Annotated in this window: 12 protein-coding genes, 1 rRNA gene and 1 pseudogene; 12 read left to right on the top strand and 2 right to left on the bottom strand. The window is 73.2% G+C overall.

All coding sequences use genetic code 11. The features are described from left to right. Nucleotides 1-170 precede the first annotated feature (170 nt). From rrf to ACFWNV_RS36075, 3 genes and pseudogenes are all read left to right on the top strand, one after another. Nucleotides 171-287 (top strand): 5S ribosomal RNA (gene rrf, locus ACFWNV_RS36085). A 180-nt stretch (nt 288-467) separates the two neighbouring features. Then, a pseudogene (locus ACFWNV_RS36080) lies at nt 468-1,289 on the top strand (hypothetical protein); the annotation flags it as partial. Nucleotides 1,290-1,394: 105 nt separating this feature from the next. Further along, nucleotides 1,395-2,315, top strand: coding sequence for a hypothetical protein (locus ACFWNV_RS36075; protein ID WP_383955362.1), 921 nt, complete (start codon nt 1,395-1,397; stop codon nt 2,313-2,315). 56 nt (nt 2,316-2,371) lie between these two features. Here ACFWNV_RS36075 and ACFWNV_RS36070 read toward each other — a convergent pair whose 3' ends face one another. Further along, complete coding sequence (locus ACFWNV_RS36070) at nt 2,372-3,643, bottom strand: DUF1015 family protein (protein ID WP_383955350.1); 1,272 nt, start codon at nt 3,641-3,643, stop codon at nt 2,372-2,374. Nucleotides 3,644-3,732: 89 nt separating this feature from the next. Between ACFWNV_RS36070 and ACFWNV_RS36065 the strand changes: the two genes are divergently transcribed. From ACFWNV_RS36065 to ACFWNV_RS36050, 4 genes are all read left to right on the top strand, one after another. Then, nucleotides 3,733-4,800: an HAD-IIA family hydrolase gene (locus ACFWNV_RS36065; RefSeq protein WP_383955347.1), complete on the top strand. Its 1,068-nt coding sequence runs from the start codon at nt 3,733-3,735 to the stop codon at nt 4,798-4,800. A gap of 122 nt (nt 4,801-4,922) precedes the next feature. After that, the gene (locus ACFWNV_RS36060; RefSeq protein ID WP_383955344.1) at nt 4,923-5,969 is read left to right on the top strand and encodes a FecCD family ABC transporter permease; all 1,047 of its coding nucleotides are present in this window, start codon (nt 4,923-4,925) and stop codon (nt 5,967-5,969) included. Nucleotides 5,970-5,971: 2 nt separating this feature from the next. After that, a complete protein-coding gene (locus ACFWNV_RS36055; protein WP_383955358.1) occupies nt 5,972-7,042 on the top strand; it encodes a FecCD family ABC transporter permease in 1,071 nt (356 codons plus the stop codon). Then, nucleotides 7,039-7,887 (top strand): ABC transporter ATP-binding protein, encoded by an 849-nt coding sequence (locus ACFWNV_RS36050; RefSeq protein ID WP_383955341.1) that lies wholly within the window; start codon nt 7,039-7,041, stop codon nt 7,885-7,887. Before ACFWNV_RS36055 ends, ACFWNV_RS36050 begins: the two co-directional genes overlap by 4 nt. Before the next feature lie 153 nt (nt 7,888-8,040). On the opposite strand, the gene ACFWNV_RS36045 is transcribed toward ACFWNV_RS36050, so the two are convergent. Continuing rightward, the gene (locus ACFWNV_RS36045; protein WP_383955339.1) at nt 8,041-8,388 is read right to left on the bottom strand and encodes a sterol-binding protein; all 348 of its coding nucleotides are present in this window, start codon (nt 8,386-8,388) and stop codon (nt 8,041-8,043) included. 66 nt (nt 8,389-8,454) lie between these two features. Here ACFWNV_RS36045 and ACFWNV_RS36040 point away from each other — a divergent pair, with 66 nt between their 5' ends. The 5 genes from ACFWNV_RS36040 to ACFWNV_RS36020 all read left to right on the top strand — a co-directional run bounded on the left by ACFWNV_RS36040 (nt 8,455) and on the right by ACFWNV_RS36020 (nt 13,703). Next, nucleotides 8,455-8,715: a hypothetical protein gene (locus ACFWNV_RS36040; RefSeq protein ID WP_383955336.1), complete on the top strand. Its 261-nt coding sequence runs from the start codon at nt 8,455-8,457 to the stop codon at nt 8,713-8,715. 7 nt (nt 8,716-8,722) lie between these two features. Further along, nucleotides 8,723-9,538 carry a TlyA family RNA methyltransferase gene (locus ACFWNV_RS36035; protein WP_383955333.1) on the top strand — a complete coding sequence of 272 codons (816 nt, stop codon included), beginning with the start codon at nt 8,723-8,725 and terminating at the stop codon, nt 9,536-9,538. 38 nt (nt 9,539-9,576) lie between these two features. After that, on the top strand, nt 9,577-10,497 hold the full coding sequence (locus ACFWNV_RS36030; RefSeq protein WP_383955356.1) for an NAD kinase: 921 nt from the start codon (nt 9,577-9,579) through the stop codon (nt 10,495-10,497). A gap of 196 nt (nt 10,498-10,693) precedes the next feature. Further along, nucleotides 10,694-12,421, top strand: a complete 1,728-nt coding sequence (recN, locus tag ACFWNV_RS36025) for a DNA repair protein RecN (RefSeq protein ID WP_383955353.1) — start codon at nt 10,694-10,696, stop codon at nt 12,419-12,421. A 199-nt stretch (nt 12,422-12,620) separates the two neighbouring features. Beyond that, nucleotides 12,621-13,703 carry a glycosyltransferase family 4 protein gene (locus ACFWNV_RS36020; RefSeq protein ID WP_383955330.1) on the top strand — a complete coding sequence of 361 codons (1,083 nt, stop codon included), beginning with the start codon at nt 12,621-12,623 and terminating at the stop codon, nt 13,701-13,703. Nucleotides 13,704-14,071: the final 368 nt, after the last annotated feature.

Genomic DNA, 14,071 nt, shown 5'->3' with positions numbered 1-14,071 from the left:
CAGATGTGGAAGCCCGGTAACGGGTGGAGCTGACTGGTACTAATAGGCCGAGGGCTTGTCCTCAGTTGCTCGCGTCCACTGTGTTAGTTCTGAAGCAACGAACTGTTGCTGGTTTCTAGAGCTAGAACATAACTATAAAGTGTGCTTGTTCGCTCGAAACCGATTAGGGTTTCGGTGGTCATAGCGTTAGGGAAACGCCCGGTTACATTCCGAACCCGGAAGCTAAGCCTTTCAGCGCCGATGGTACTGCAGGGGGGACCCTGTGGGAGAGTAGGACACCGCCGAACAATTTTTCAAAGGACCCCTGGTCCAGCGTTCAACGCTGGAGCAGGGGTCTTTTTTGTTTTCCGGAGCTTTTACGTAGCTTCACGCAGCTTTACGCCGAAGCGCGGCCATGGGTTGGTTGCGCGAGAATGACTAGCGGTACCCCGACGACAGGAGTCACACCCATGTCCAACTCTCCCGACGATCGTCCGGAGCGCGAGCCTCGGCGCAACGACGGCGGTGACAGGGGCGGCTACCGCGGGGGCCGTGACGACCGTGGCGGCGAGCGTCCGCCGTTCCGTCGCGATGACCGTCCCACGGGTGGCGGCGACCGCCCCTCCGGTGGTGGCTTCCGTCGTGACGACCGTGGCGGCCGTCCGGCCGGCGGTGGCGACCGTCCGTCGTACCCCCGCCGTGACGACCGTCCCTCCGGTGGCGGCGACCGCCCCTCCGGTGGTGGCTTCCGTCGCGATGACCGTGGCGGCCGTCCGGCCGGCGGCGGCGACCGTCCCTCCTTCCCGCGTCGTGACGACCGTGGTGGGGACCGTCCCACGGGCGGCGGCTTCCGCCGCGACGACCGTGGTGGGGACCGTCCCTCCGGTGGTGGCTTCCGTGGCAACGACCGCGGTGACCGTCCCTCGTACCCGCGTCGTGATGACGACCGCGGTGGGTTCCGCGGTGGCCGTGACGACCGTCCCTCCGGTGGCGACCGTCCGTCCTACCCCCGTCGCGATGACCGTGGTGGGGACCGTCCCACGGGCGGTGGCTTCCGCGGCAACGACCGTGGTGACCGTCCCTCCGGTGGCGGCTTCCGTGGGAACGACCGGGGCGACCGTCCCTCGTACCCGCGTCGTGACGACCGTCCCTCCGGTGGCGACCGTCCCTCGTACCCCCGCCGTGACGACGACCGTGGTGGATTCCGCGGCGGCCGCGATGACCGTGGTGGCGACCGTCCGTCGTACCCGCGTCGCGATGACCGTCCCTCCGGTGGCGACCGCGGTGGGTTCCGCGGGCGTGACGACCGTGGTGGCGACCGTGACTTCCGTGCCGACCGGGACCCGGTCAAGCGGCTTCCGATCGACGAGGACGTCACCGGTTTCGAGATCGACTCCGACGTTCGCCAGGAGCTGCTGAGCCTGCCCAAGGGGCTGGCCGAGGAAGTCTCCAAGAACCTGGTCATGGTGGCCCGGCTGATCGACGAAGACCCGGAGCAGGCGTACGCGTACTCGCGCATCGCCCTGCGCCTGGCCTCCCGTGTCGCCGCGGTGCGCGAGGCCGCCGGCTTCGCCGCGTACGCCAACCAGAAGTACGCCGAGGCGATCGCGGAGTTCCGCGCCGCCAAGCGGATGACCGGTTCGGTCGAGCTGTGGCCCGTCATCGCCGACTGCGAGCGCGGCCTCGGCCGTCCGGAGCGGGCGCTGGCCATGGCCGGCGAGCCCGAGGTGCAGAAGCTGGACAAGGCCGGACAGGTCGAGATGCGCCTGGTCGCGGCCGGTGCCCGCCGGGACATGGACCAGCTCGACGCCGCCATCGTGACCCTGCAGAGCCCGGAGCTGGCCTCCAACTCCGTGCAGCCCTGGACCGCGCGTCTGCGGTATGCCTACGCCGACGCCCTGCTGGCGGCCGGTCGTGAGGACGAGGCGCGCGAGTGGTTCGCCAAGACCCTCGAGGCCGACAAGGAGGGGGCGACGGACGCCTCCGACCGTCTCGCCGAGCTGGACGGTGTCGAGTTCGTCGACGCCTCCGCCGAGGCCTCGGACGCGGACGTTGACGGTGACGTCGAGGTCGACGACGAGTTCGACGACGAGGACGAGGACGACGACGACCCGGAGGTCGTGGCCGCCGAGCGCGCCTCCGACCAGGCCGAGTACTACGACGAGGACGACGACGAGTACGAAGGCGATGTCGATGTCGACGTCACCGACGAGATCGTCGTTCTCGACGAGGACGAGGACGAGGACGAGGACGGGGACGATGTCGTCGACGAGCGTCAGGTCGACGACCGTCAGGACGACGACCGTCGTGAGGCCGGAGTCCGCGACGACGGCTGAGTGAGCTGAAAAGGGCGGTACCCCCGATGGGGGTACCGCCCTTTTTCGTTGTCGCGTCAGTCCACGCTGCGCAGGACCAGGCCGGTGGCCGGCTTGGGGCCGAAGGAGGTGGACTTGCGGGGCATCGTCACGCCCTGGCGGGCCAGGTCCCGTACGACCGACTCGCGTACGGGGTGCAGCAGGACGGCCGTGCCGCCCAGCCGCTCCGCCATCTCGACGGTGGCCTCCGTGTCGTGGATGTACGAGATCTGGTCGGGGGCGTCGGGGACGGCCCACAGGGTGTCCAGCAGGGTCGCGTGGAGCACCGTGGCGTCCAGCCGGCGCCAGGCCTCGGGGCGGTCCCCGCGGACCGTGCGCTCGATCAGGGCCGGCTCGGGGTCGGTGACCAGGTGGAAGCTGCCGTCGCCGGTGAGCAGGAAGGCGTTGCCGAGCTCCGCGGCCTCGGCCAGGGCCGCCATCGCCGCCGGCAGCGGGCCGTCGACGGTGCGGACCCGGAACCGGCCGTCGAGGGCGGCCAGGGCGTCCGCGGGGGCCAGGCGCCGGAGCAGCCGGTGGATGGCGCGGACCTGGAGCGGGTAGCGGACGGTGTCGACGAGCAGGACCAGGCCGAAGTCCCAGGGGGTGTCGGAGCCGTGCTCCTCCTGGAGGCGCAGGTACGTAGCCCAGCGGTGGTGGCCGTCGGCGATGAGGGCCTGCCGGTCGCCCAGGTCGCCGGTGATGGCCGCCAGGTCGGCGGGGTCCGTGACGGCCCACAGCCGGTGCTGGAAGCCGTCCTCGGTGGTGGTGGAGAACAGCGGCGTGGAGCGTGCGGTGCGCTCGATGACCGCGGCCGCGCCCGCCGTCGGGTCCTCGCCGAGGTAGGTGAGGAGGAGGGGCTCGAGGTTGGCCGAGGTGGCGCGCATCAGGCCGGCGCGGTCGGTGACCACGTGGGGCATGACGTCCTCGTGGGGCAGGACGATCCCGGCGTCGGCGGCGGAGAGGGCCAGGGCCCCGATGACCCCGCGCTGGAGGAGCTCGCCCCGGCGCTGCTCGTAGACGTAGAGCGCGGGCACGGGGTCGGCGCTGAGGATGCCCTCGGCGAGCCAGTCGCGCAGCGTGTGCGCCGCCTGCTGGTTGCGGGCGTCGGGGGTGTCGGCCTGCGGGAGGATCAGGCGGACGATGTTGTGGGGGTCGGCGGACTCCAGGTGGTTGAGTCCGTCGGGGCGCACGACCACGTCGTACGGCGGCGAGGTCACGGCGGCCAGGCTGCCGACGCGCTCGGGGACATAGCGCAGGCCATGGAACGGGATCAGGCGCAGTCCATGGTCCGCGGTGCCAGATGTGGTCATTGGTGAATCGTAAGACGCGTCTCGCCATGCGGGATGATCGGGGGAGTACGGAAACCGGACAAGATCGATCGCACGAGGAGCCGACACCCATGACCCGGCACAGCAGGACCATTCCCGCGGGCAGCGAGCGGAGTCTGCACCAGGCGTACGACACGGCTCTGCTGGACCTCGACGGCGTGGTGTACGCGGGCGGGGAGGCCATCGCGCACGCCGTGGACTCGCTCGCCGCGGCCCGGGCCGACGGGATGCACCTGGCGTACGTGACGAACAACGCGCTGCGCACCCCGGAGGCGGTCGCCGAGCACCTGAGCGAGCTGGGGATCCCGACGGAGGCGGGCGAGGTGATCACCTCCGCGCAGGCGGTGGCCCGGCTCATCGCCGAGCAGGTGGAGCCCGGTTCGAAGGTGCTGGTGATCGGTGGCGAGGGGCTGCGGGTCGCACTGCGCGAACGCGGGCTGGTGCCCGTGGACTCCGCGGAGGAGGAGGGGCTCGCCGCGGTGGTCCAGGGGTACGGAGGCCCCGATCTGCCGTGGGGGCGGTTCGCGGAGGCCTCGTACGCGATCAACCGCGGGGTGCCGTGGTACGCCTCGAACACCGACCTGACGATTCCGAGTGCGCGGGGGATCGCCCCGGGCAACGGGGCCGCCGTGGAGGTCGTACGCATCGCCACGGGCGCGGAGCCGCAGGTGGCGGGCAAGCCGCTGCCCCCGATGCACCGCGAGACCGTGCTGCGGACCGGGGCGAAGCGGCCGCTGGTGATCGGCGACCGGCTGGACACCGACATCGAGGGCGCCTTCAACGGCGATGTGGACTCGCTGCTCGTGCTGACCGGGGTGGCCGACGGGGCGCAGCTGCTGCGGGCCGAGCCGAAGCACCGGCCGACGTACGTGGACCGGGACCTGCGCGGGCTGCTCACCGGGCAGCCGGAGGTGGTGGCGGCGGCCGGGGGCGGGTTCCGCTGCGGGGACTGGACCGCGGTGGCGCTGGACGGCGTACTGGAGCTGCGCGGGGGGCCGCGCGGGGAGGAGGTCGGGCCGGTCGCCGCCGACGGGGCGATGGACGGGCTGCGGGCGCTGTGCGCGGCGGCCTGGACGCAGGCGGGGGACGGTTCCTGCGGGCTGGACGCGGGGAAGGCGCTGGCCGGGCTGGGGCTCTGACCGGGGCTTCGGGGGCCGGTGTCGCAGGTACCGAAGGCCTGGCCGGCGGGCTGTCCGGCGGGCTGTGCGGCGGCCTGTCCGGGGGAGTCGAACGGGGCGGAGGGTAGGCTAACCTAACTTCCGTGTTGGTCGAGAGTCCCCCCGAACCGAGTGCGGCGCAGGCCGCCGCCACCCGCCCGCGCCACGGCGCGCGGGCCGCCGGTCTGCTCGCCGCCTTCGGCGTGCTCGCGCTGGTCGTCGTGGCGAGCATCGCCGTCGGCGCCAAGCAGATGCCCCTCCACGAGGTCTGGCACGGCCTGTTCCACTACTCCGGGACGGCCTCCGACGTCGTCGTACGGAACCTGCGGGTCCCGCGGACCGTACTCGGCGTGCTCGTCGGCCTCGGCCTCGGACTCTCCGGCGCCGTGATGCAGGCCCTGACGCGCAACCCGCTGGCGGAGCCGGGCATCCTCGGCGTCAACGCGGGGGCCGCGGCCGCCGTCGTATCGGCCATCAGCTTCTTCGGGGCGTCCTCGCTGAGCGAGTTCGTGTGGTGGGCCTTCCTCGGCGCCGCCGTCGTGTCCGTGGTCGTCTACGTGCTCGGCGGCAGCCGCAGCGCCACGCCCGTGCGCCTCGCGCTCGCCGGTACGGCGGCCACCGCGGCCCTCGTCGGGTACATCAACGCCGTGCAGCTGATGGACAGCAAGGCCCTGGACAAGCTCCGCTTCTGGACCGTGGGCTCGCTCGCCTCCGCGAACATGGACACCGTCCGGCAGGTGGCGCCCTTCCTGGTGGCCGGCGCCGTCATCGCGCTCTGCCTGGGCCGGCCGCTCAACGCCATGGCCATGGGCGACGACACCGCGCGGGCTCTCGGCGCGCACCTGACGCGGACCCGGATCGGCGCGATGACCGCCATCACCCTGCTGTGCGGGGCCGCGACCGCGGCCTGCGGGCCGATCGTCTTCGTCGGCCTGATGATCCCGCACCTCGTACGGTTCTTCACCGGCCCGGACATGCGCTGGGTGCTCGCGTACTCCGCGGTGCTCTCGCCCGTCCTGCTGCTCGGCGCCGACGTCGTCGGCCGGGTCGTCACCCGGCCCGCCGAACTCCAGGTCGGCATCGTCACCGCGCTGATCGGCGGACCCGTCTTCATCCACCTCGTCCGGCGCAAGAGGATGGCCCAGCTGTGACAGTGACCGACGCATCCGGCACGGCGCGCCGGAGCCGGACCGGACCCCGGCCGCTGCACCTGCCCGGCGGGATCTCGCTGCGCGTGGAGCGGCGCGCGCTGGGCATCGGGGTACTGCTCCTGGCGCTCGTACTGGCGACGGCCGTCCTGCTCATCGGCACCGGCGACTTCGACATCGCCCCCTGGGACGTCGTACAGACCCTGCTGGGCAACGGCACGCCCGCGCACGAGTTCATCGTCAACGACCTGCGGCTGCCGCGGGTCCTGGTCGGCATCCTGGTGGGCGCGGCCCTCGGCATGGCCGGCGCCGTCTTCCAGTCCGTCTCGCGCAACCCGCTCGGCTCGCCCGACGTGCTGGGCTTCGGCTACGGATCGGCCGTCGGCGCACTGCTGGTCATCGTGCTGTTCCACGGCGGCGCCGGCGAGGTGGCCGTCGGGGCCCTGGTGGGCGGGCTGGTGGCCGGCATCGCCGTGTACCTGCTCGCGTACAAGCAGGGCATCCACGGCTACCGGCTGGTCCTCGTCGGCATCGGCGCCTCCGCGATGCTGGTCGCCGTCATCCAGTACCTGCTGACGAAGGCGCAGCTCGTCGAGGCCACCCGGGCCATGGTCTGGCTGACCGGCTCGCTGGCCGGCCGGGACTGGGCGCAGGTCTGGCCGCTGCTCGCGACCTGCGCGGTGCTGTTCCCGCTGGTCCTCGGCCAGAGCCGGGCCCTGCGGATGATCGAGATGGGCGACGACGCGGCGTACGCCGTCGGGGTACGGGTGGAGCGGACCCGGCTGCTGCTGATGGTGGCGGCCATCCTGCTCACCACCGCGGCCAGCGCCGCGGCCGGACCGATCAGCTTCGTCGCACTGGCCGCGCCGCAGCTCGCGCGGCGGCTGACCCGCTCGCCCGGGGCGAGCCTGCTGACCGGCGCGCTGATGGGCGCACTCCTGCTGCTGGTGTCCGACTGGGCCGCACAGCGGGCCTTCGGCGCCGACCAGTTGCCGGTGGGCGTGGTGACGGGGCTGATCGGCGGCTGCTACCTGCTCTGGCTGCTCGTCACCGAGCGCAGGGCGGGCCGCATATGAGCAAGCAGAGCGGTACGAGCAACCAGAGGAGCAGGCAAGTGCAGCGGCTGACCGCGGAGAACGTGACCCTCGGCTACGACCAGCGGGTCATCGCCGAGAACCTGTCGGTGGAGATCCCCGACCACTCCTTCACCGTGATCGTCGGCCCCAACGCCTGCGGCAAGTCCACCCTGCTGCGCGCCCTCTCGCGGATGCTGAAGCCCTCGCGGGGGCGGGTGCTGCTGGACGGTCAGGCCATCGGATCGATGCCCGCCAAGAAGGTGGCCAAGACGCTGGGTCTGCTGCCGCAGTCCTCGATCGCCCCCGACGGGATCACCGTGGCGGACCTGGTCTCGCGGGGCCGCTATCCGCACCAGGGGCTGCTGCGGCAGTGGTCGGGCGAGGACGAGCGGATCGTGCAGGAGTCGATGGCCTCCACCGGGGTCGCCGAGCTCGCGGGCCGGGCGGTGGACGAGCTGTCGGGCGGGCAGCGCCAGCGGGTGTGGATCGCGATGGCGCTGGCGCAGCAGACGCCGCTGCTGCTGCTGGACGAGCCGACGACCTACCTGGACATCCAGCACCAGATCGAGGTGCTGAACCTCTGCGCGGAGCTGCACGAGGAGCAGGGGCGGACGCTGGTCGCCGTGCTGCACGATCTGAACCACGCGGCACGCTACGCCACCCACCTGATCGCGATGCGGGACGGGAAGGTCGTGGCGGAGGGGCCGCCGGCCGAGGTGGTCACGGCGGAGCTGGTGGAGCGGGTGTTCGGGCTGCGGTGCCAAGTCATTTCGGACCCGGAGACGGGGACGCCGCTGGTGATCCCCGCGGCGCGGGCGGGCCGATCGGTGGCTCGCGCCCAGTAGTCGCGGGTGCGGCGCCGTTGCCGGGGGCCGGCCCCCGGACCCCTGCGCCTCAAACGCCGGCGGGGCTGCATGTGGCGGGGCCGGGTTGGCCCGTGCGGCTCAAGGCACGGGGCTCCGCCCCGGACCCCGCGCCTCAAACGCCGGCGGGGCTGATCAGAGCATGCTCTTCAGGCGGAGGAGGTCGCGGAAGCCTGCTTCCAGGCGGATGCGGCCCGAGGCCCAGGCCTTGGGGAACTTCAGGTCGCCGGCGACCATGGAGACCAGGTCGTCGCCGGTCATCGCGAGCCGGATCTCGGCCTTGGCGGACGGCGGGCCGGGGGCCACCGCGTCCACGCGGATCCGGCCTCCGTCGAGGCGGCCCGTGAAGGTCCGGTCCAGGTCGGTGATGTGGCAGCTCAGCGAGCGGTCGAGCGCGGTCGCACCGCGCACGTCGCCTTCGGCCCGCGCCAGGTTGTCGGAGAGTTGGTCGAGTGCCGCACGGCACTCCTCGATCGTAGCCATCGTGATCCCGACCGTACCGCAGAGCCGTGCGCGGTCGCGGGCGCCCTACGCGGTAGCGTCGGGGGCATGAGCGAAGAAGTGCCCGCCGCGGTCCGGGAACCGGACGAAGCCCCGGCCGAGCCCTCCGGGCCGGCCGCGCTGGGCGTCGTACGCACCCCCACCGGGCACCCCGGCGCGGACGCCGCGCTGGAGCGGCTGGCGGACGTGGACCACCTCCCGGCGGACGGACACGTCGAGGTGTACGAGGATGTGCACAGGGGGCTGCGCTCCGCGCTCACCGCGCTGGACGCGACCGAAGGCCCCCGTCCGCACGAAAACAGGAGCTGAACCGATCGTGGCAGGAGTGGCACGCCGCCGCCTGGACGCCGAACTGGTACGCCGCAGCATGGCCCGCTCGCGCGAGCACGCCGCGCAGCTGATCGCCGCCGGCCGGGTGACCGTGGGCGGCAACACGGCGACGAAGCCGGCCACCCAGGTCGAGACCAGCGCGGCCCTCGTCGTCCTCAAGGACGACGGCGACCCCGACTACGTCTCCCGGGGCGGCCACAAGCTGGCGGGGGCCCTCGCGGCCTTCCAGCCGCAGGGACTGCGCGTGGAGGGCCGCCGGGCGCTGGACGCGGGCGCCTCGACCGGCGGGTTCACCGACGTGCTGCTGCGCGCCGGGGTGGACCACGTGATGGCCGTGGACGTGGGCTACGGGCAGCTCGCCTGGTCCCTGCAGAGCGACGGCCGGGTCACCGTCAAGGACCGCACCAACGTGCGCGAGCTGACGGTGGAGCTGATCGACGGGGTGCCCGTGGACCTGGTCGTCGGCGATCTGTCCTTCATCTCGATCGGGCTGGTGCTGCCCGCGCTCGTACGCTGCTGCGCGCCCGACGCGGATCTGGTGCTGATGGTCAAGCCGCAGTTCGAGGTCGGCAAGGACCGGCTCGGCAGCGGTGGCGTGGTGCGCAGTACGGAGCTGCGCGCCGAGGCCGTCCGGGACGTCGCGGCGCAGGCGTGGAAGCTGGGCCTGGGCGTGCTCGGGGTGACCGCGAGCCCGCTCCCGGGCCCCTCGGGCAACGTCGAGTATTTTCTGTGGCTGCGGGCGGGGGCACCGGTACTCGACCCGGCGGATGTTGACCGTGCAGTGGCGGAGGGGCCGCAGTGAGTGATCTTTCGGGGGACCCGGCACGGCCGGGGGAGTCGTTGGGGGAGCAGGGGAAGCCGGGTAGGCGGACCGTCTTCCTGCTCGCGCACACCGGGCGGCCGGCGGCCATCCGCAGCGCCGAGCTGGTGGTGCAGGGCCTGCTGCGCAGCGGGCTGGGCGTACGGGTGCTGCGGCACGAGGCGGTGGACCTGCCGCTGCCGCCCGAGGTGGAGCTGGTGGCCGAGTCCGAGTGCACCCCGGAGGTGCTCGACGGGTGCGAGCTGCTGATCGTGCTCGGCGGCGACGGGACGCTGCTGCGCGGCGCGGAGTTCGCGCGCGGCTCCGGGGTGCCGATGCTCGGCGTCAACCTGGGCCGGGTGGGTTTCCTCGCGGAGGCGGAGCGGGACGACCTGGACAAGGTCGTGGACCGGGTCGTGACGCGGGACTACGAGGTCGAGGAGCGGATGACCCTCGACGTGACCGTGCGGACCAACGGGGACGTGGTGCACCGGGACTGGGCGCTGAACGAGGCGGCCGTCCAGAAGGTGTCCCCGGAGCGGATGCTGGAGGTGGTCCTGGAGATCGACGGGCGCCCGGTGTCCGGCTTCGGCTGCGACGGGATCGTCTGCGCGACGCCGACGGGCTCGACGGCGTACGCCTTCTCGGCCGGCGGGCCGGTGGTCTGGCCGGAGGTCGAGGCGCTGCTGATGGTGCCGATCAGCGCGCACGCGCTGTTCGCCAAGCCGCTGGTGACCTCGCCGGACTCGGTGCTGGCCGTGGAGGTGCAGACCGGGACCCCGCACGGGGTGCTGTGGTGCGACGGGCGGCGGACGGTGGAGCTGCCGGCCGGGGCCCGTGTGGAGGTCCGGCGCGGCACGGTGCCGGTGCGGCTCGCGCGGCTGCACCACGCCTCGTTCACGGACCGGCTCGTCGCGAAGTTCGCGCTGCCGGTGTCGGGATGGCGCGGAGCTCCGCACTAGTCCGCACTGGTCCGCACCGGGACGGAACGGATGCCGTGGTGGCCGCGTGCCGGTTCCCGAAGGGGTTCCGTACGGGGTCACCGCCGGTCGAGTGCGTCGCGCGTACGTAAATAGCATGATTGTTCGAGTCGGTTCAGGCGGGTGACGTCACATGGCACCCATGAAACCTCGGTATCGTCGTCCCGTGCTTGAGGAGATGCGGATACGGTCGCTCGGGGTCATCGACGACGCTGTGGTCGAGCTGTCACCCGGTTTCACCGCGGTGACCGGCGAGACCGGCGCGGGCAAGACCATGGTCGTCACCAGCCTCGGGCTGCTGCTCGGCGGGCGCGCCGACCCCGCGCTGGTGCGGATCGGGGCCAAGGCGGCGGTCGTCGAAGGGCGCATCGTCATGCGCCCGGACGCCCCCGCCGCGCTGCGCGCCGAGGAGGCCGGCGCCGAGCTCGACGACGGCGCCCTGCTGATCAGCCGGACCGTTTCCGCCGAGGGCCGCTCGCGCGCCCACGTCGGCGGCCGCTCCGTGCCCGTCGGCCTGCTCGCCGAACTCGCCGACGACCTCGTCGCCGTCCACGGCCAGACCGACCAGCAGGGCCTGCTCCGGCCCGCCCGGCAGCGCCAGGCCCTCGACCGGTACGCGGGCGACGCCGTCGCCGGCCCCCTGGAGAAGTACGCCGCCGCCCACCGCAGGCTGCGCGCCGTCGCCGGAGAGCTGGAGGAGATCACCACCCGGGCCCGGGAACGCGCCCAGGAAGCCGATCTGCTCCGCTTCGGACTCGACGAGATCGCCGCCGTGGAACCGCTCTCGGGCGAGGACACCGAGCTGGCGGCGGAGGCGGAGCGCCTCGGGCACGCCGAATCCCTGTCCTCGGCCGCCCAGGTCGCGCACGCGGCCCTGGCCGGCAACGTCGAGGACCCGGAAGGCGTCGACGCGGGCGCGCTCGTCGCCGGGGCGCACCGCGCACTGGAATCCGTACGCTCCCACGACCCGGCGCTCGGCGCGCTCGCCGAGCGGATCGGGGAACTGGGCATCCTGCTCGGTGACGTGGCCGGGGAACTCGCCGGGTACGCGGACGACCTGGACGCCGACCCGCTGCGGCTGGCGGCCGTGGAGGAGCGGCGGGCGGCGCTGACCCAGCTGATCCGGAAGTACGGATCCGGCGACGGCGGAGTGGACTCCGTCCTGGAGTGGGCCGAACGCGGGTCCGTACGGCTCCTGGAACTGGACGGAGACGACGAGCGGATCGACGAACTGACCGCGGAGCGCGACGGGCTGCGCCTCGAACTCTCCGCACTGGCCCAGGCGTTGACGGACGCACGGAACGAGGCGGCGACCCGCTTCGCCTCGGCGGTCACCGAGGAGCTGGCCTCCCTGGCGATGCCGCACGCACGGGTCACCATCGACGTCCGGCAGACCGAGGACCCCGAGGGGGTCGAGGTCGGCGGCCGGCTCGTCGCGTACGGGCCCTCGGGCGTCGACGAGGTCGAACTGCTGCTGGCCCCGCACCCCGGCGCCCAGCCGCGGCCGATCGCCAAGGGCGCCTCGGGCGGTGAGCTGTCCCGGGTGATGCTCGCCGTCGAGGTCGTCTTCGCGGGCTCCGACCCGGTGCCTACGTACCTCTTCGACGAGGTCGACGCGGGCGTCGGCGGCAAGGCCGCCGTGGAGGTCGGGCGGCGGCTCGCGAAGCTCGCCAAGGTGGCGCAGGTCGTGGTCGTCACGCACCTGCCGCAGGTGGCGGCCTTCGCGGACCGGCAGCTGCTGGTCGAGAAGACCAACGACGGGTCCGTGACCCGCAGCGGCGTCACCGTCCTGGAGGGCGAGGCCCGGATCCGCGAGCTGTCGCGGATGCTGGCCGGGCACGAGGACTCGGCGTCGGCCCGGGCGCACGCGGAGGAGCTGCTCGCGGCCGCCCGGAGTTCGGAGTAGGTCCGGAGCGCGGTGTAGGTCCGGAGTCGGGCGTTGTTCGTCAGCAGGCTGACGTCCGGCTAGCCCGTGTGGGTGAGGATCGGGGGGTTGCTGCGGTATCTCACACGGGATCCGCACCCGTATGGTCCCGGAACGCGCGTGCGGACTGGCATTCTGGGCGACGTCCCTGCCTTCCTCCCTCACCCTGGAGCTTCGGCCCGTGAGCAGCTCCCCGGTCAGTGTCCCCGTCCTTCGCACCGTCCAAGTGCTCGGCGGCGCGAGCGGGGGTGCGCACGTGCGGTCCCTGGCCACCGGGCTCGCCGCGCGCGGCGTGCGGGTCACCGTGTGCGGACCCGTCGCGACGGAGGGGGAGTACGACTTCACCGGCGCCGGGGCCCGGTTCACCCCGGACGCGGTGAGCGCGCTGCGGGCCGCGTGCGTCGAAGCCGACGTGGTGCACGCACACGGCGTACGAGCGGGCATGCGCGCCGCGCTGGCCCTGCGCGGGCGGCGGATCCCCCTGGTCGTGAGCTGGCACGGCGGCGGCCCCGGCAGCGGCCGCCTGAGCCTCCTGCTGGAACGGCACGTCGCGCGGGCCGCGGCGATCGTCCTCGGCGCCTCCTCCGCGCAGGTGGACCTGGCCCGGCTGCGGGGGGCGCGGGACGCGCGGCTGGCGGCGGTGGCGGTGGCCGTGGCGGGCGTTTCGGAGGCCACCGGTTCCGATGCTTCGGACCACGGGAAGGTGCGGGCGGAACTCGGTGCGGTGGAACGGCCGTTGCTGATCGCGGTCGGGAGTCTCGTGCCGCGGCGCGGGTACTCCGTACTGCTGGACGCGGCGCGGGAGTGGCGGAACCTGGACCCGGTGCCGCTGCTGGTCATCGCGGGAGAGGGCCCGATGCGGGCGGAGCTCGCGCGGCGGATCGAGACGGAAGGCCTCCCGGTGCGGTTGCTCGGGCGGCGGCGGGATGCCGCGCGGCTGCTGGCGGCTGCGGACGTCGCGGTGCTGCCGAGCCGGTGGGAGGCGCGGTCGCCGCTCGCGCAGGAGGCTCTGCGGTTGGGGGTGCCGTTGGTGGCGACGGCGGTGGGGGGTGTGCCGGAGCTCGTGGGGGCGGCGGGGGTGCTGGTGCCTTACGGGGAGGCGGGGGCGCTGGCCGCTGCCGTGACCGGGCTGCTGGCGGATCCTGTGCGGCGGGGGGAGCTGGCGGTGGCGGGGCGGGCCCAGGCTTTGACGTGGCCGTCGGAGGACGACACGGTGGCGCAGGTCCTCTCGGTGTACGACGAGCTGACGTTGCGTCGGCGGTAGCCCGTGGCCCTGTGCGGCGCCGCGCCGTTGCCGGGGACTCCGTCCCCGGGCGCCTCAAGCGCCGGCGGGGCTGGGGGTGGCCTGGGCGCTGGGCTTGCTGCGTGGGGTGGGGCGGTGCCGGGGTCGGGGTGGGGTGTTGGCCTGGACTGCATGATTTAGGCGCCCTGACCGCTACGTTCGACAGTTTTGGCTTCCTTTAGCGCCACAAATCACGCTCTACGTCCAGGCCAACACCCCACCCCGCCCCCGTCCCCGCCCCGGCCGCAGCCAATCCAGCCGTCCGGCGTTTGAGGACCGGGGTCTGGGGCGGAGCCCCAGGGGGTCCGGGCGCAGCCCGGGACACCTCCAGCCTCGCCGGCGTTTGAGGC

The sequence above is a fragment of the Streptomyces sp. NPDC058401 genome, from assembly GCF_042722885.1.
GTDB lineage: Bacteria > Actinomycetota > Actinomycetes > Streptomycetales > Streptomycetaceae > Streptomyces.
The sequence above is the reverse complement of the archived record's forward strand: the minus strand, read 5'-3'. Positions and strand labels throughout refer to the sequence as shown.

Excerpts from the sequence above, each read along its gene's own strand:
- recN (WP_383955353.1), top strand. The coding sequence starts at position 10,694 with ATGCGGATACGGTCGCTCGGGGTCATCGACGACGCTGTGGTCGAGCTG.
- ACFWNV_RS36040 (WP_383955336.1), top strand. The coding sequence starts at position 8,455 with ATGAGCGAAGAAGTGCCCGCCGCGGTCCGGGAACCGGACGAAGCCCCG.
- ACFWNV_RS36070 (WP_383955350.1), bottom strand. The coding sequence starts at position 3,643 with ATGACCACATCTGGCACCGCGGACCATGGACTGCGCCTGATCCCGTTC.
- ACFWNV_RS36065 (WP_383955347.1), top strand. The coding sequence starts at position 3,733 with ATGACCCGGCACAGCAGGACCATTCCCGCGGGCAGCGAGCGGAGTCTG.
- ACFWNV_RS36045 (WP_383955339.1), bottom strand. The coding sequence starts at position 8,388 with ATGGCTACGATCGAGGAGTGCCGTGCGGCACTCGACCAACTCTCCGAC.
- ACFWNV_RS36050 (WP_383955341.1), top strand. The coding sequence starts at position 7,039 with ATGAGCAAGCAGAGCGGTACGAGCAACCAGAGGAGCAGGCAAGTGCAG.